We start from the raw sequence: 15,730 nt of genomic DNA on the forward strand, positions 1-15,730 counted from the left end.
GGAACCGCCGTGAACTCCCAGCCCGCACCGATCACCGCCGTCAACCACACGCTCGACAACGAGCCGCAGCAGATCACTGCGCCGCTCACCCATTCGGCGGCGTTCCTGGTGCTGAAGGTGAAGGATGACGAGGCGTCGATCGCCAAGGCGCGCGAGGTGCTGGCCAGCACCGATGACCTGATCAAGAACACCGCCATCCGCGAGATCGAGCGCACCTTCACCTGCAACGTGGCCATCGGCCATCGCGTGTGGCAGCCGCTGGTAGGCTCCACGCCGCCACGCGAGCTGAAGCCGTTCCGCGAGATCAAGGGCGCGACCCACACCGCCGTGTCCACGCCCGGTGACCTGCTGTACCACATCCGCGCACGCACCATGGACCTGATCGTGGCGTTCGAGCGCAACCTGTTGATGGCCTTCGGTGACGCGGTGGAAACGGTCGATGATGTCGCCGGTTTCCGCTACTTCGATGGCCGCGACCTGCTCGACTTCGTCGATGGCACGGCCAATCCAGAAGGGCTGTCGTTGCCGGAAGCCACGATCGTGGGTGAGGAAGACCCGGAACATGCCGGCGGCAGTTACGTGGTGGTGCAGAAGTACCTGCACAACCTCGATGCCTGGCGCGCGCAGAAGACCGAGGCGCAGGAGGCGATCATCGGCCGTACCAAGCACGACAACATCGAGCTGGACGATGCGCCGGCCGATGCACAGAAATCGCACAAGACGCTGTGCACCATCGAGGACGCCGACGGCGAGCACGAGATCCTGCGTGACAACATGCCGTTCGCCAACCCGGGCCGCGGCGAGTACGGCACCTACTTCATCGGCTACACGCGCCGCCTGTGGGTGATCGAGAGGATGCTCGAGCGCATGTTCATCGGCAATCCCGCACCGCTGCACGACCGCATCCTCGATTTCTCCACCGCCACCACCGGCGTGACCTTCTTTGCGCCCTCGCGCAAGGTGCTGGCCGACCTGGGCGAGTGATCAACGCACGCGTATGCATCTGGAGGACGTATGTCTGTCTTGAGAGCCCCATTCCTGGCGGCATTGTTCATGGGCATCGCCGGCTGCTCGACAGCACCTGGTCTGCTTGAACAAACGCCCGAGTCATTTGGTTCTTCGAAATCGGTACAGCAGGTCACCGTCTGCCTGTCCCAGACGTGGACACAACGCAATAAGGTCGTGCGCGTGCTGCCCACTGAATCCGGGCAGCGCATTGTCATCGACAACCCTGTGAACCATGGGGTGATTGCCATTGTCGAGCTTGCCTCTGTCCCGGCTGGTACGTCTGCACGCTACTGGAAGGGTGCAGGTCTCACCGGCTGGACACGTGATGATCTGAAGGCCTGCCTGGACTGATCGAAGGCAATCCCTCGCAATCGGGCAAGCTCGACGCGCGGCGCCATCATGGCCCGCCATCTGCCTGTCATCTAGGGCGCCGACCATGGCGCGCTGGATGGGAGCGCAGGAGGCAGGTGATGGCCATGGCAGGGAACAGGACCGGTATGCGCCGCTGGTGGCGGCCTCTGGCTGCAGTATTCGGCGCGTTGGCACTGGGGAGTGCCGCAGTGTCCGCACAGGAAGCCCCTGCGCACTGGATGGCCTACGCCGCCTCCGTGGGAGGCCAGCTGCAGCAGCGCCTGCAGCAGGAGCACGATCCGCAGGCACAGCGCGTGCTGGAATGGCTGCAGGCACACGCTGACACGCCGACGCCGCTACCGGTGAGCGTGTGGATCGCGGCGGATGGCCGTATTTCGAAACTGGAATTCGACAGCCTGGGCGATGCCCAGGTCGACGCCGACCTGCGCGCGACGCTGCAGGCCGCGCCGTTGCAGGCGGCACCGCCGGCCGACATGCGCCAACCGCTGCGATTGGGCCTGTTGCTGGAGCCGAAGTAGATCCATGCCATGCGTGGATGTGGTGGGTAGATGCCGACCTTGGTCGGCAGGCGCGCCAACCCAGGTTGGCGACTACCGGTAGCCCGGCCACGCATGGCGTGGCTCTATCGCGTTGCCACCTGCGGTTCACGCGCGGCGGCGCTCCATGCGCGCAGCCCGAACACGGCCAGGCCGAGGAAGAACACGTACAGTGCCGCGGTCACGTGCAGCGACTTGAACAGGTACGCACCCACATAGACCACGTCCACCGCGATCCACACCCACCAGCAGGCCACGTGGCGGCGTGCCTGCCACCACTGGCCGACCAGGCTCAGCGCGGTCAGCATCGCGTCCAGCCAGGGCAGCGCGGCATCGGTGAAGGTGTGCATGGCCGCACCCAGCGCCACGCCACCGCACAGGCCGAAGGCCAGGTCGCGCAGCAGCGTGCCGCGTGCCAGTGGCACGATGCGGATGCTGCCCTCATCGGCGGCGTGCTGCCGCCAGTTGAGCCAGCCATAGACCAGGAAGCCACCGAAGGCGACCTGCAGCAGGGTGTCTGAGTACAGCTTGGCCTCGGCGAACACCAGGCCATACAGCGCCACCGACAGCAGGCCCACCGGCCATGCCGACAGCCGGCGCCTGGCCATCAGCCAGACGCCGAGGATGCTGCACAGCGCGGCGGTCCACTCGAGCATCACGCCGCTCACAGCGCGAACGTCACCGACAGGCGGGCCTGTCGCGGTGCACCGGGGAACAGGTAGTAGTCACCGCCGCTGCTGCCGGTATCGCGCCAGTAGAAGCGGTTGAATACGTTGTCCACCGACAGGTTCCAGGTCACCGCGCGTTCGTGCAGGCGATGCTGGAAGCGCAGGCCGGCATCGAACACCGAGTAGTCCGGCGCGCGCACGCCACCGTCGGCGCGTGCCACGTTGGCACCGGCATAGCGCCAGCCACCGGTCACGTCCAGGCCCTGCACGAACGGCAGCGCGTAGGCCATGTGCACGCTGGCGCGTACCTTCGGCACGTTCACCAGCTGATGGCCTTCATAGGCCGGCGTGCCGGTGTCGCGCGCGCGCGCCTGCAGCACGCTGGCGCTGGCCACGATCTGCAGTGCGTCGGTCAGCTGGCCGTTGGCGGTCAGCTCCAGGCCGGTGTGGGTCTGCGTGCCTTCCTCGACGAAGGTGTAGCCGACGTCGCTGCTGTCGGGCCTGGCGTACTGGTACGGCTGCGAGATGCGGAACACCGCCGCGCCCAAGGTCAGTGCTTCGACCGGCACGTACTTCACGCCCACTTCCAGCTGCCGCGACTGCACCGACGGCAGGAAAGTGTCGGCATTGCTGGTCCAGAACGGCGCTTCCTGGCCCAGCGAAATGCCGCGCACGTAGCTGGCATAGGCGTTGAGCTGATCGGTGGCCTTCCACACCACCGCGGTCTGCGGTAGGAACCGCGACAGGCGGCTGTGCCGCTGCGGAACGCCACGCTTGTCGTAGGCACGCTCGTCCAGGCGCACGAAGCGGCCACCGGCCAACCACTGCCAGTCATCGCCAAAGCTCATCCGGTCCAGCGCGAAGAACGCGGTCTGGCGGCTGTCCAGGCGTCGTGCGGAGGGGCCGGGCATCTTCGGCGACGGCTCGAACACGGGCACCTGCGGGTCGTGGATGTTGCTGGTGCCGACGTACTCGTTGACGCTCGGGCGCTTGTCCACGGTGCGGCGGAAGTAGTCGGCACCGAGGGTCAGCTGATGGCCGACGCTGCCGGTCTCGAAGCGGCCACGCAGCTCGGCACGGGCCTGCTGGTTGCGGCGGGTGTCGTCCGGGCTGCGGTAGTCGTAGACATCGTAGTCGCCGTTGGGCGCGAAGTAGTTGCCTGGCACGCTGCCATCGGCGCACTGCACGGCGTAGTAGCAGCCGTAGGCGAAGGCGACGTTGTCATCGATCACCGAGCGGCTGTGGCCGACCGAGACGCGCGACTGCCAGGCATCGTTGAAGTCGTAGGTATGCAGCGCGGTGATGTTGGTGCTGGCGATATCCACCGGGCGCTGCCACGGCTGGTAGCCGAGCAGGTGCTCGCGGTCGACACCGCGCGGCAGGTCACGCGCGCCCAGCAGCTGGTAGCCGGACACCGAGCGCTGCGAGCTGGTCTGGTAGTTGGCATCCACTTCCAGCTTGCCGCGCTCGCCGATCAGCCAGTCGGCGGCCAGCGAGTAGAAGTTGCGGCGGCCATCGGCGTGCGCGACGTAGGAATTGCTGGAGTCCCATGCGGCATTCAGGCGCAGGCCGAAACGCGGGGTGATCCAGTGGCCGACATCGACGGCGACGTAGCGTGAGCCTTCCGAATCGGTGCCGAGCGTGGCGGTGCGTACTTCAGCCGGGCGCTTGCCGATGTAGTTGATGATCCCGCCCGGCGCCATCACCCCTGCCGCCAGGCCGGCTTCACCCTTGAGGATCTCGACCGACTGCACGTTCTCCAGCGCCAGGCGTTGCTCGCCGGCGATGGACAGCCCGTTGAAGCGGTAGCCGGTGGCGGCGTCCAGCGCGAAGCCGCGGATGGCGATGTTCTGGTAGTAGCCCACAGGTGCATACGCATCACCCAGCGAGGCATCGTTGCTGGCCAGCTCGGACAGCGAACGTACCTGGCGACGTTCGAGATAGTCGCGCTCGAGCACGTTCACCGAAGCCGGCGTGTCCTTCCACGAACCGCCGCCGAAGGCATTCACGCGCGAGGTATCGGCCTTCGGCTTGCCGGCCTCCACGCGCACCGCCGCCAGTTCGGTCGGCGAGCGTTCGGCACCAGTGGCAGCCGCATCGGTGGTGGCCTCGGCCTCGCTGGCATGCAGCGGCAGCGCGGCGCAGAGGGCGAGTGAGAGCAGGGTGGGGCGCAGGCAGCGGTTCATTCGGTTCGTCTTCGGACAACAAGGGAGACGAAGCGACGGCGCGCAGGTGCACCGGCCCATGATGGGGGTGTGGCTGCGGCTCAAAGCTCCCTACGCCGGTGCAAACCGGATCAGGTTCCAAGGGACTCTCTCAGCCTGGCAGATCCAGGCACCCCCGCTTCAGGTGACCATTTCACTACAAATGGTACGGATTTGCGAGCGCCAGCCGGGGTCAGATCCCTTTCCTGCGGAAAGGGATCTGACCGCAACGCTGCGTCAACCGGATCACGCGACGGCGTGCAGGGCCTGCAGCAGTGCCCGTCCCGGCGCGCTGTGGAACCACGCCGGATGGCCCAGCATGAAGGGCTGCCAGGCCACGTCGGCATTCGCGGTTGAGCGGGTGACACCTTCGAAGTACTCCACTTCGGACAGTGCGAAGTCGAAATGGACCATTGGCAGCAGGTCGGCCAGCAGGTGCACGCGTGCCGCCGACAACGGCAGCACCTCGCGGTAGCCGTCGAGCAGGGCCAGCGCGATATCGATGCGCACTGCCTCCCTGCCGCGCTCCAGTTCCAGCCACGCCACTGCGTTGCGCTCGATCGCGGTGGCGAGGTCGAACAGCGCGCTGGTGGGCGACGCCAGGCCGAAATCCAGCACGGTGCTGACCTCGCCGTTGCGCCACAGCAGGTTGGAGACATGCCAGTCGTTGTGCGCCCACAGCCGGGGCTCGGCGCGCAGGCGCTCGGCCAGGCCGGCGTGCCACGGCAGCACGTCGCGCTGCAGCTGTGCTTCCCATGGAATGCGCGCGAGATAGCGTGCCAGCCCGGGACGTTCATCCAGTCCTGCCTTGATGGCGGCGATCGGATCGTCGGCACGGATCAGGTCGTCGCGCGCCACCAGCAGATGGGTGCTGCGCTGGGGCGCGTGGTAGCTGGCGGCGGCACGGTGCAGCTGTGCGAGCGTGCGCCCTGCTTCGCGGGCCTGCGCGACATCGGTCAACAGCGACCACGACACCGCGTCGCGATACAGGTCGTCGCCCACGCCGACATCGTGCAGTTCAAACGTCCATTCGCCGTGTTCGACCGCAGTGTGGCCATCGGTGGCCGGCAGCACCTGCACCACTGGCACGCCGGCGGCGGCGAGATGGGCGATGAAGTGGTGTTCTTCTTCCAGACAGGCCGCGCTGCGCACGCTGTGGTGGTGGCGCTTGATGAACACCGCGCCGCGCGTGTCGTCGACGATGGCGGCGGCAGACAGCGGCCGCGGGCTGTGCCAGCGCGGTTGGCTGTGCCCGCCCAGCTGCGGGTAACGCGTACTCAGCCACGCGATGTCCGCCGCGCTGATCGCTGGCCAGTCGGCAGCGACCTCGTCGTTGTTGAGGCCCTGCACGCGGTGGGAGGAAGACGTCATGCCACAGTCCGATCGGGAAAGTCACATCCAAGGCTGCGCATTCAACGCCATGCGCGTGTCCAACGCAAACGGGCGGGTCATCGACCCGCCCGTCTCCGCGTCATCGGTATGTCGGCGCTGCTTACCAGCCGCGATGGCGGCCGCGGTCGTGGTAGTAGCGGTTGTCGTAGTAGCGCTCACCCTGCCAGCGGCGGTCATCGCCACGGTCGTAGTAGCCACTGCGGTAGTAGCCACGGTCGTAACGGCGATCGTAGCGGTCGTCGTAACGGCGATTGTCGTAGTAACGGCGGTCGCGGCGGTCGGAGGTGGTCAGGTTGCCGATCGCGCCGCCGGCCACGGCACCGCCGACGGTGGCCGCAGGGTCGCCGTTGGACAGCAGGTTGCCGGCCACGCCACCGACCACGGCGCCGACCAGGGTGCGCTTGTCCTTCCTCGACATCGCGCTGGCATCGCTGACCACGGCGACACCGGCAACCAGTGCCAGGGCCATCGCCAGACCACGGAAGCTGAGTGTGGAAGTACTGAGCATGTTCGGTTCTCCTGTGAGGTGCATGCCACGCTGGGCAGGGAGGGCGCGGGGCGCCCCGGCTGCCGTGGAGACCACGCTGGCTGTAACGGCGCGCGATAAATCGCCCGCCACACGTGAGATAAACGGTGGGGCGCCCATGTTGCGCCCACGGGAATGAAATTGCACGGGGCGGAAACCGCCCCGTGCCCCGGCTGGACTACCAGGTCGTGTAGATCACCTCGCGCCGCAGCACCGCCTGCCGGCCGATCGTGTACCGGATCGGCACCACCCGGTCTCTGAATTGACCGAAGACCTCCCGCATGGCCGGATGGTCGTTGATCGTCAGGATGGCCGAGCCCCGCAGCCCGGCCATCTGACCGGCCAGCTCCTGGTACTGCTCCATCCCAAAGGGGGTGCCGTAACCCTCGGTCTCCCAGTACGGTGGGTCGAGGAAGAACAGGGTGTCGGCAGCGTCGTACTTGGCCATGCACTGCTGCCAGGCCAGATGCTCCACGGTGACCTTGTGGAGCCGGAGGTGCGCAGCGCTCAGATCCTCTTCGATGCGCAGCAGGTTCAGGCCCTTGCCACCCCTGCCGAAGCCGGGGGTCTGACCAGTGGCCTTGCCGCCCCAAGCCAGGCGCTGGAGATAGTAGAAGCGCGCAGCGCGCTGGATATCTGTGAGGGTATCGGGGTGCTGGAGCTGGCACCAACGGAACATTTCCCGGCTTGTCAGCGCCCATTTGAACTGACGCACGAACTCCTCCAAGTGGTTGGCCACCACCCTGTAGAGACGCACCAGTTCGCCGTGACAGTCATTCAGCACCTCGGCCTTGGCTGGCTCCCTCGCGAACAGAAGAGCAGCGCCGCCGGCGAAGGCCTCGACGTACGTGCGATGAGGGGTATCGGCCACCAAGGGCAGCAGGTGGGGCAGCAGGCGGGTCTTCCCGCCCGGCCAGGGGAACAGCGTGGTCGTCTTCATTCTCAGCCTCTGCGATGGGTCTGGGCGAGGCTTGACTCCCCCGCGCGGGGAGCAGGGCCTCGGCCAATAGCACGCGGGCTGTGCGCGTGTGTTGCGGCGCCGGTCGGGCAGTTGCAGCTGTCTGACCGGCGCCCTGTTTCAAGATGGGCGTTTCGAGCTGACTACCTCTCGTAGAAATAGCCCGTGCACCATACGGATAGCCCTGTGCCGCTTTCAGGAGCCGTCGAATACACGTAGTTGAACCGCTGGGATGCATCCAGGGCCATCGGACCGAACATGATGCGTTGGCCGCGAAGGAACTGCAGGATGCCGCCATTGGTGTTGGCCGGCCCGACCTCCGGCTGGGAGATGACCACCAGTGCGTTCGTCGACGTGTTCTCCGCGAACGCGTTCATGGTTCTGCTGGTGATGGGCGCTACGGCCACAGTTACGTCTGTCGAAGACACCGCAGTCCCGTTCTGAAGCACATATAGGTTTGAGCCGTTGATGTCGACCAGGTAGGTGACCAGGTTGGCGCAGGGGTTGTGGTGAAAGCGCACGATGTTCTTGCTGGCATCGGTCCGGAAGCTACCCATGTACCGCCGTGTGGTATCGCCGGTCTTGGCGCGAGCGGTTCCGCTATATGGGGCAGCCGGCGCCGCCGTCACGGCCTCGATCGCCGGCGTTGAGCCGTTGAGGTACAGGTAAAGGTGATACCAGGTACTGGCCGCCAGCGTCAGGCCACTGAGGCTTAGCGCGGCCGGCACCTCGATGGCCTGCTGCAACGACGGAATCCAGGCGCTGCCGCTGGAAACGCGAATGGAAGCCGGTCCCACGTATTCCATGCGCAGGCCGAGGATGTGGCCAGCCATCGTCCACAGGCCGGCCCCGGCGGCGACCGAGGCGGCACTGGCGGCGGCGAGCTGGGAAAGTTTGACGTCAGGCATTGGGATTACTCCAGGATGATCGGGTCGCCGGCTTCCGTGACGATGCGGTCGCCCGCTTCGGTCACCAGCTGGGCGCGGTAGAGGAATGTGTGCTGCAGGCGCTGCCAGCTGGTGAAGCCGTCCCGGACGGCCTCGATCTCCACCCGCAGCGTCTTGCCACCGCTGCCGACCGGTGGCAGGTAACTGTCGGTCGCGACGGTGATACCCGCCTGCTCGCGCACAAGGCTGCCCTGCAGGTACCAGCGGACGGTATAGGTGGTGCCTGGCTCTGGGCCAATGCTGGATTGCTCAGAGTCGACCAGCTGATCGGCCTGCAGGAGGCGATCGCGATGTGCCCAGGTGACCACCAGCGTGCCGCCAGTGCCCCAGGCCTCGGGAGGGTAGGCATCGCCGTTGATGCGCAGCCGGCCAGGTGGATATGGCCGGACCTGGCGCCGGCGCATCGTGAGTGCGATGGCCGTGGCCAGATCGGGGTTCAGCTCGCCCTGGCTGGTTCGGGTGAGCAGTTTGGCCTGCGGGGATTCGTTGGTCATGTACTCCCGACCGTCGAAACCCACGTACTCATCTGTGAACCACACCCGCGCACCGACGGCATGCGGCACCGGCACTGTATCCACACAGCCACGGGCTACGGTGAGTGTTGCCGCCACCGGGTCGATCGACACTACCCGGACCAGCTCATCATCGATCAGCGCCTCGCTGCCGACCTCGACCGTGTCCAGGCTGACGCCGGCAGATAGACCAATGGCCGTGGTGGTGGCCGTCATTGCCGTAATCAGTAGGCCGGTCGGGGCAAAGTCGGCCGTGCCCGCCTCGGCGAATGCAGCGCCACCCAGCCGCGTCTGGAGGGTATATCCGAAGGCCACCGAGGACGGGCGCACGCCGATCGAGGTCAGGTAGCCGGCCTCGGTCGAAAGTGCAGCCAGCTCCGACGCACCCAGGGTGGTGGCCAAGTCGCGGTAGCTGGCCTCCTGCAGGCGCTGCACGGTGACCGGCTTGGGCTTGATGTCAGGTTCGACCCAGGCATTGTCCGAAGGCTGGATGTAGCTGGCTGAAGCCATGCCGGCGACGTCCTGGACGACGGTGAGCATCACCGATGTCTCGGTCTGCGTTCCCTCGTCGACGTCGAGAATCCGTACCGGCATGCGGGCCACGCCACGACGTGGCCACGACAGAGCGCGGACCTGCCCTCGCTTGAAGGGACCGGCATCCTGGCGCACTCGAACCTTCACCCTGCAGGGCAAGCTGCTCACCGCCGCCACTTCACGTGCAGCGACACGGCCGGCGAGCGCCGCGTTCCACAGACCTGGGTAGTTCTTCCGGCTACTGACCACTCGGCCCTGGGCCTGCACGCTCGCAAGGTTCTGATAGGTGACCGCAGCGTCCTTGTTGGTGGCGACGTCACGATAGACGACCGTGATCTCGTTGACACTGTTCTCCAGCATCGGCTGTTGCCACTCCACCAGCTCGATGATCTGGCCAGGACCAATCTCCGCCAGTGCGGCCGGATCGTAATCCGGCCGCACCAGGACCAGTTCGGTCAGGCCAGTCACCGGGTCTTCGATGCGCATGCCGCCGATGTGGTCGCACACCATGTCCATGAACTCGCCGGCAGGAACCGATCGGGACCACTTCAGGCACAGACCGAATCCTTCGTTCTTCAACGTCTGGGCGGCCTTGCGGAAGCTCTCATCGTTGATGACGTCGATCGGGTGGCCCATGCCCTCTGTGCGGACCTGATAGATGATGTGGGCAGGGTTCATACCCTCATCGATCTGCACCAGGTCGCCCTGCCACAGGCCGTTCTTCCAGCCTTGCTTCCAACGCGACCACTTCTTCGTCCAGTTCTTGATATAGGGATTCATGGCCGAGACCTGGCCATTGAACACCGTCGTAACCAACTTGCGTGCAGCCGGCCACGGCCCAGGAACGAGCGACTGCAGATAGGGACTGGGCATCTGGGTCGGCTCGCCCATGCGGACCTCAAGATTGCCCTCGATGCCCCCTTCGCCTTTATCGCCGCCAAACACTTCGGGCGCGAGGATCCGAATTGATCGTGAGGCTGTGATGGGGCCGGTAGCGGGTACCGTGATTGGCACCTTCATGCCCATCCAGGTCATGTACGCAGTCTGCGCGCTGCCATCCCACACCTTCCGATCGCCTACGCGGATCTCCCGCAGCGCGTCCACAGGCCCCAGGCACTCGCCGAAGTAGAGACCCATGAAGTAGCGGTAGCCGACGGTTTGCTTCTTGCCACTACCCACGGCTTGCCTCCTCGCGGGCGATCACGGCCAGGCGCCGTGCGAAGGCATCGTCCAGCGCTTCGAACTGCTCCACCGGCAGACCTTCGTCCAGGAACTGACGCAAATCCAGGCCGTACCGATCCATCCAGGTGCGGATACCGGCGGCACACAGCACGCCGCTCTGCTCACCCAGCTTGGCCGCGCGAGCATGGTCAACAGTTACCAGGACAGGGCGATCCATCACTTCTTCCCGCCCTTGACCTTGATCGGCGTGGTGCGCAGATCGCCGTAGAACAGAACGTTGGGATCATCAATCCACACCGTGCCGAAGATCATGCTGCATTCGCGACCGTCTTCTGCCGTGGGCACGTTGAAGTCTTCCAGCGAGGCCGGCTTCGGGACCGTAGGTTTCGGGCGCATCACGTAACTGACGATGAGCGCCACAATCATTACGACGATTTGAACCCACATAGAAGGCTCCTCAGAAGATGGGATCAGGGCCGAACGGGTTCTTCGGCGGGATGGTGTGCTGGCCGCCGTAGTTCAAGGCGTTGTTGAACTTCTCGTGGCAAATCTGCAGCGCGTGGCCGCATCCGGGATAGGCGGAAACCAGTTCGCCTGCGGTGAGCGGCGCAGCGGTCAGCAGCGTGAGCGCTGGACCGACATGACCAACCACGAACCTGTACTCGATGGCTGTGCCCTTAACCCACTTGATGAAGCCGCCCACGAACCATCCGTCAGGCTTGGCCGCAAAGGCGTTGGATGACACGGTCTGCGAGGTAGCTGCGGACAGCAGCCCATCGACGCGGAACAGCTCTGGATTCAATCCGCAATCGACGTCGAATAGCGCAAAGGGGCACTGCCCCTGCCAGCATCGGCGCAGGCCATTGGTCGCGGCGGCGCCGGCGTTGCTTTGGCAGGTCAGCACCAGGTCGTTCTGCCGCTCACTGAAATCGCTCAGCACGCCATTCCAGGTGCCGGCGATCGCGCCATCGCTTCTACGGATCCGCCGCCAGCGAACGATGATGCGTTCGGTCGGCGGAAAGGGGCGTAGCACCGATGCCAGCGGTAGTGACAGGGGAACCGTCACCTCCAGATTTGATCGTGCTTCTTGGGCTGACTGGCCCAAGCGACCACGCTTGATGGCTTCGGCAGCGAACGGCTGCGAATCGTAAATTTCTGTCCGGTCGCTGGAAGTGTAGCGCCAGCGCTGAGAGCCGCGGCCGAATTCGTACAGCTCGACATGTCGTGAAAAAAGGCTCACTACTCACTCTCCTCAGCGCCGATGCCGGCGAAGGACAGGCGGCAACGCGCGACGCCCTCGCCATCAGTTTCATGGGACAGCTCCACGGTGTCGGAACTGAGGCGGCCCAGCACCATCCAGCTGATCAGGCGAACGACACTCGGCTGCAGGGCGATGCCGTGGGACACGTCCAACTGCAGGAACTCCCGCTGTGGATCCAGTTCCGTGGCCTCAACCAACTGCCGGTAAAGCACTTGGCCGCTGAATAGCTCGATGCGTAGATGCCGCCGGCCGGGCTGCGCACGCCCGAAGCGGGCCACACCCGCCCAGGCGACCACGATGCCGCTGGAGGTAGTCAGGGCTGGCTCGACCAGCTCCAGGTCGTCGGCCCAGGACGGTACCCACAGAGCGGCCGCTCGGCCTTGCAACCAATACAGCAGGCTGCGCAGGTTGACCTGCTCCGTGCGCCCCCAGGTCTGCCACGCGTGTGACTGTAGGGGCCACGCCTTGCCGGTGATGTCATCGACCGCCACCGGACCGATGTCACCGTCGACCACCACCAGCTGTCGACCGAACTCGGCCGTCTGCGCCTGGTCGAGGTCGGGACGTTGCTCCAGCACAGGACGGCCGCGATAGATCGCCGCCGGCGCCACTGCCGGCCAGTCGCAGGTCTCCACCGCAGCCAGGCGCACGGTCGACCGCATGACCCGGTCGGTCACGCGTTCCAGGCTGGGGGTCTCGGCGATACGAGCCGTTCGGCAAGGCAGTACACGGGTGCCAGGCGCCCAGGCATTGGCCGTGGGGCGAGCCAGCTGCAGGCCGTCGGCGTTGATGCCCGATACCTCGACCAGCTCGTAGGTGGTGACGTCCTTCCAGAGCATGGCCAGGCCACCGGGGCGGTAGTCTCGCTGGGTGGCGGCCTGTACCGGAATGGATTGCACGCCCAGCGCAAGGCTCGACCGTAGCCACGATACGTCGTTCCAGACCGGCAGCGCCCAGGTACGTGCCGACCAGTCGAACAGGGCATGTTCAAGCACCTGGCGCTCGCGCCGGTCGGCCAGCACGCTGAACTCCCAGGAGCGTCTTGGCGAACCACGCAACGGGAATCGGGCTTCGCCGCCGCCGACCGACTGCTGGACGTCAGTCGCCCAGGCCAGCGTTTCCGTGACAGGACGCTCCCAATCCGGTGGCAGCATCCATGCCGACATGCGATTGCCGGTAATCGAGACGGTGCGGCGCCCCAGGGCTACGAAGTCGTAAGACAACGTCGCCGCGATCACCGGCGGGCCTTCGGTCGTGACCGATAGCTGCCAACGGCGTAGCTGCAGCGCAGAGAACGCCAGCGGTGGGGTGCCAGGGCCCACCAGCTCGACGCCTTCGCCGTTCTCAAGCGTCACCGAGGCTAGCGTCTGCTGCTGGAGGTAGGAGTTCCAGACTTGGACATAGCGCACCTGGTTGGTGACCAGGTTGCCCAGGTCGATGCGCAGGGGCAGGATGTGGATACGGTAGTACCAGTCATCGAAAGACGTACGAACGTTCGGGCCAGCCGATCGCTGCTCTGGTTCCACTACCTCAGCCTCACGCCCAGGGCCCAAGAAGAAGCCCACGCTCGCCAGCGCAGAGCGGAACTGCAGCGGGATTCTGGTGCGTGGGGCGCTTAGATTGGCGCTACGCCAGTTTGGCCCCGCGCTGCTGTGGGTCGAGAGGATGATCGTCATCAGGACTTCCGTACCGCCCAGCCGTAGTTGCCGCTTGCAGGTGGCGCATTGGTGGCGCTGTTCATTGCCAACTTGCGCAGCCACGGGAACACCATCCATGTCTCTTCCCCGATCGTCACCTCCTGCTCGGGCTCCAACCGTTCCATGTAGCACGCGCGTAAACCGATGACCTGGCCGATCGGAGATAGGTATGGATTGGTGCCAGGGCGCCGGACAGTCAGGTGTATCGGCTGAAAGACGCTGCGGCCGGAGAAGGTGTTGTCGTCCGCTCCCGCAAGCACATAGCCAAGCCACATGCTGTCGTAAGTGTTGGATGTCGTTGCTTGGTAGATCGAGCCGACTCCACTGCCGGCCTGACCTTCTACACCCAGCGTACCGGTGTAGTAGTTGCACAGCTGGTGGTAACTGTTGGTCCTGCCATCTTCAATCGAATCGGCACGCACATGGCCACAACCGGTACTACTGGTGTTGTGGCCAAATAGAACGACGTTGGATCCGCTTGAGATGAGAACGCCACTCCAACCACCCGTTCGAGCCCAGTAGGTTCCATCGACGTAGGTGCCGCCAGGATAGCTACCGGCCTTCTCCAGAACCCCGAAGGCATGGTGGCGATACTCACCGGCCACGGCCTGGGCAATGGCGACATGGATCGCGGTGCCATTGGCGAACAGCTTCAGGCGCGGGAAGGGTCCAGTCAGTTCGTAGGAGGAAATGTCGCGAGGAGATACCAACGGTTGCAAAGCTGGGGTCGCCACCCCGTCGTAGCCGATGGAAATTCGTGATTTAAGGCTCAGCTGGTCGGTGTTGAACAGGTGGACGTAGTCCGAGACGCCCGGAATGCGCACCGTGGCGGTACGGTTGGCGCCGCTAAGGGTGTTGCGCTCGACCGTCCAGCCATTGGCCTGCGCGAACTGCACCACCAGGTCGATCAGGGTCTGGACATCGGGGATGTTGTTGAACTCGGCGTAGGCCATTTCTCACTCCAGAGCAAAGGCGGCGTACTCACCGTCGCCGGTTCGATACACGTTCGGCACCAGCAGGTAGTCCACGCCATTCACTGTCACGAGCTGCTCTGCCGTGGCGCCAAAGGATGGCGTGTAAAAGACGCCATCGAAGCTGCCGAAGAACTGCCCACGCTCGGGCATATCGTTGACCTGCCCGCCTCGGTCGTAGTTGCCAGGAACCCAGCCAATACCGACGAGCTGGCCGCGTTGCAGCCAGCGCTGACCATCAAGGCAGTTCCGCAAGTTCTGCTGTCGAACAGCAGGTGCCCACGGCAGCGTCATGCGTGACGTGGATTGAGGGGCGCCGCTGTAAGAGTTGCGAATCGGCATCCAAGCCTGCACCGGACTGAATAGATACGCTTGGCAATTCGCGAGGCTGTTGTTGCCATCCGCGCTCGCATTCCAGAAGTTGGAATGCATATAGGTGTCCAGTGATGCCTGGGCGTTTCGCCCCAGGTAGGATCCACCAATGAACAGGGGATAGCTCCAGTCCCCTGGGAGGTGCTCGGGCAGGATGAAGCCCCCATACATAGCGTCGTAGCGACCGTTGATTCGGGTGATGACCTTGAAGCAACGCCCATTTGCGACGAACCAGTATTTGATGGGCGAGTTCACTCCCAAGACCGAGACGTAGTTCGAGTTTGTTCCGGCCGGATCTATGCTCGGCATTGCGGGGTTGTAAGCAACGTGGCCGCGAAGGGCCATGTTGTAGTAGTTGCTCGCCGGCACGACCCACGCCTGCAAAGAGAGGTAGATCTCATCTTCCCCGGCGAGCCCGCGCCCCTTCAGCGACACAAAATCGTTCGCCACGATCGGGCCGCTGGCGACGCCGCCGACGACCTGCCATTGCTGATTTGCGGCCACCAAGGCCGGATTGGTAGTCAGGAAGTCCCGCAGTCGCGCCATGAGGTCGGTGATGTTGGCTGCAGTGTCAGTTACCCAGGGCATTC

The 15,730-nt window shown here is 65.0% G+C and carries 16 protein-coding genes and 1 riboswitch; of the genes, 3 read left to right on the forward strand and 13 right to left on the reverse strand.

The genetic code is table 11. The features are described from left to right. The first annotated feature begins 9 nt into the window (after positions 1-9). From ACT6SE_RS21980 to ACT6SE_RS21990, 3 genes are all read left to right on the forward strand, one after another. A complete protein-coding gene (locus ACT6SE_RS21980) occupies positions 10-984 on the forward strand; it encodes a Dyp-type peroxidase (RefSeq protein WP_046427868.1) in 975 nt (324 codons plus the stop codon). A gap of 69 nt (positions 985-1,053) precedes the next feature. Then, positions 1,054-1,359 (forward strand): hypothetical protein, encoded by a 306-nt coding sequence (locus ACT6SE_RS21985; RefSeq protein WP_153643755.1) that lies wholly within the window; start codon positions 1,054-1,056, stop codon positions 1,357-1,359. A gap of 119 nt (positions 1,360-1,478) precedes the next feature. Continuing rightward, on the forward strand, positions 1,479-1,898 hold the full coding sequence (locus ACT6SE_RS21990) for a hypothetical protein (RefSeq protein WP_046427870.1): 420 nt from the start codon (positions 1,479-1,481) through the stop codon (positions 1,896-1,898). A gap of 104 nt (positions 1,899-2,002) precedes the next feature. On the opposite strand, the gene pnuC is transcribed toward ACT6SE_RS21990, so the two are convergent. The 13 genes from pnuC to ACT6SE_RS22055 form a co-directional block, all read right to left on the reverse strand. After that, positions 2,003-2,572, reverse strand: a complete 570-nt coding sequence (gene pnuC / locus ACT6SE_RS21995) for a nicotinamide riboside transporter PnuC (RefSeq protein WP_046427881.1) — start codon at positions 2,570-2,572, stop codon at positions 2,003-2,005. Between the two features lie 8 nt (positions 2,573-2,580). Further along, positions 2,581-4,770 carry a TonB-dependent receptor gene (locus ACT6SE_RS22000; RefSeq protein WP_046427874.1) on the reverse strand — a complete coding sequence of 730 codons (2,190 nt, stop codon included), beginning with the start codon at positions 4,768-4,770 and terminating at the stop codon, positions 2,581-2,583. Between the two features lie 70 nt (positions 4,771-4,840). Beyond that, positions 4,841-4,936, reverse strand: a riboswitch (TPP riboswitch). Between the two features lie 98 nt (positions 4,937-5,034). Further along, positions 5,035-6,159 carry a phosphotransferase enzyme family protein gene (locus ACT6SE_RS22005; RefSeq protein WP_046427876.1) on the reverse strand — a complete coding sequence of 375 codons (1,125 nt, stop codon included), beginning with the start codon at positions 6,157-6,159 and terminating at the stop codon, positions 5,035-5,037. A gap of 121 nt (positions 6,160-6,280) precedes the next feature. Beyond that, the gene (locus ACT6SE_RS22010; protein ID WP_046427879.1) at positions 6,281-6,688 is read right to left on the reverse strand and encodes a glycine zipper 2TM domain-containing protein; all 408 of its coding nucleotides are present in this window, start codon (positions 6,686-6,688) and stop codon (positions 6,281-6,283) included. A gap of 196 nt (positions 6,689-6,884) precedes the next feature. Beyond that, positions 6,885-7,646: a DNA adenine methylase gene (locus tag ACT6SE_RS22015; protein ID WP_046428304.1), complete on the reverse strand. Its 762-nt coding sequence runs from the start codon at positions 7,644-7,646 to the stop codon at positions 6,885-6,887. A 161-nt stretch (positions 7,647-7,807) separates the two neighbouring features. Next, positions 7,808-8,572 carry a hypothetical protein gene (locus ACT6SE_RS22020; protein ID WP_046428306.1) on the reverse strand — a complete coding sequence of 255 codons (765 nt, stop codon included), beginning with the start codon at positions 8,570-8,572 and terminating at the stop codon, positions 7,808-7,810. Between the two features lie 5 nt (positions 8,573-8,577). Next, complete coding sequence (locus tag ACT6SE_RS22025) at positions 8,578-10,836, reverse strand: hypothetical protein (protein WP_052728145.1); 2,259 nt, start codon at positions 10,834-10,836, stop codon at positions 8,578-8,580. Then, positions 10,829-11,056, reverse strand: a complete 228-nt coding sequence (locus ACT6SE_RS22030; RefSeq protein ID WP_046428308.1) for a hypothetical protein — start codon at positions 11,054-11,056, stop codon at positions 10,829-10,831. The genes ACT6SE_RS22025 and ACT6SE_RS22030 overlap by 8 nt, the downstream gene beginning before the upstream one ends. After that, positions 11,056-11,286, reverse strand: coding sequence for a hypothetical protein (locus ACT6SE_RS22035; protein ID WP_046428311.1), 231 nt, complete (start codon positions 11,284-11,286; stop codon positions 11,056-11,058). The genes ACT6SE_RS22030 and ACT6SE_RS22035 overlap by 1 nt, the downstream gene beginning before the upstream one ends. 10 nt (positions 11,287-11,296) lie before the next feature. Continuing rightward, complete coding sequence (locus ACT6SE_RS22040) at positions 11,297-12,079, reverse strand: phage BR0599 family protein (RefSeq protein WP_046428314.1); 783 nt, start codon at positions 12,077-12,079, stop codon at positions 11,297-11,299. Next, positions 12,079-13,776, reverse strand: coding sequence for a hypothetical protein (locus ACT6SE_RS22045; protein WP_152665597.1), 1,698 nt, complete (start codon positions 13,774-13,776; stop codon positions 12,079-12,081). The genes ACT6SE_RS22040 and ACT6SE_RS22045 overlap by 1 nt, the downstream gene beginning before the upstream one ends. Beyond that, positions 13,776-14,750, reverse strand: a complete 975-nt coding sequence (locus tag ACT6SE_RS22050; RefSeq protein WP_444811065.1) for a hypothetical protein — start codon at positions 14,748-14,750, stop codon at positions 13,776-13,778. Before ACT6SE_RS22050 ends, ACT6SE_RS22045 begins: the two co-directional genes overlap by 1 nt. 3 nt (positions 14,751-14,753) lie before the next feature. Further along, on the reverse strand, positions 14,754-15,728 hold the full coding sequence (locus ACT6SE_RS22055) for a hypothetical protein (RefSeq protein ID WP_444811066.1): 975 nt from the start codon (positions 15,726-15,728) through the stop codon (positions 14,754-14,756). Between the last annotated feature and the right edge of the window lie 2 nt (positions 15,729-15,730).

This window comes from Stenotrophomonas sp. LC732 (assembly GCF_052446685.1).
In the GTDB taxonomy this organism is placed as follows: Bacteria; Pseudomonadota; Gammaproteobacteria; order Xanthomonadales; family Xanthomonadaceae; genus Stenotrophomonas; species Stenotrophomonas muris.

Excerpts from the sequence above, each read along its gene's own strand:
- ACT6SE_RS22045 (WP_152665597.1), bottom strand. The coding sequence starts at position 13,776 with ATGACGATCATCCTCTCGACCCACAGCAGCGCGGGGCCAAACTGGCGT.
- ACT6SE_RS22050 (WP_444811065.1), bottom strand. The coding sequence starts at position 14,750 with ATGGCCTACGCCGAGTTCAACAACATCCCCGATGTCCAGACCCTGATC.
- ACT6SE_RS22015 (WP_046428304.1), bottom strand. The coding sequence starts at position 7,646 with ATGAAGACGACCACGCTGTTCCCCTGGCCGGGCGGGAAGACCCGCCTG.
- ACT6SE_RS22005 (WP_046427876.1), bottom strand. The coding sequence starts at position 6,159 with ATGACGTCTTCCTCCCACCGCGTGCAGGGCCTCAACAACGACGAGGTC.
- ACT6SE_RS22030 (WP_046428308.1), bottom strand. The coding sequence starts at position 11,056 with ATGGATCGCCCTGTCCTGGTAACTGTTGACCATGCTCGCGCGGCCAAG.
- ACT6SE_RS21990 (WP_046427870.1), top strand. The coding sequence starts at position 1,479 with ATGGCCATGGCAGGGAACAGGACCGGTATGCGCCGCTGGTGGCGGCCT.
- ACT6SE_RS22010 (WP_046427879.1), bottom strand. The coding sequence starts at position 6,688 with ATGCTCAGTACTTCCACACTCAGCTTCCGTGGTCTGGCGATGGCCCTG.
- ACT6SE_RS22055 (WP_444811066.1), bottom strand. The coding sequence starts at position 15,728 with ATGCCCTGGGTAACTGACACTGCAGCCAACATCACCGACCTCATGGCG.
- ACT6SE_RS22035 (WP_046428311.1), bottom strand. The coding sequence starts at position 11,286 with ATGTGGGTTCAAATCGTCGTAATGATTGTGGCGCTCATCGTCAGTTAC.
- pnuC (WP_046427881.1), bottom strand. The coding sequence starts at position 2,572 with ATGCTCGAGTGGACCGCCGCGCTGTGCAGCATCCTCGGCGTCTGGCTG.
- ACT6SE_RS21985 (WP_153643755.1), top strand. The coding sequence starts at position 1,054 with ATGGGCATCGCCGGCTGCTCGACAGCACCTGGTCTGCTTGAACAAACG.
- ACT6SE_RS22000 (WP_046427874.1), bottom strand. The coding sequence starts at position 4,770 with ATGAACCGCTGCCTGCGCCCCACCCTGCTCTCACTCGCCCTCTGCGCC.
- ACT6SE_RS22020 (WP_046428306.1), bottom strand. The coding sequence starts at position 8,572 with ATGCCTGACGTCAAACTTTCCCAGCTCGCCGCCGCCAGTGCCGCCTCG.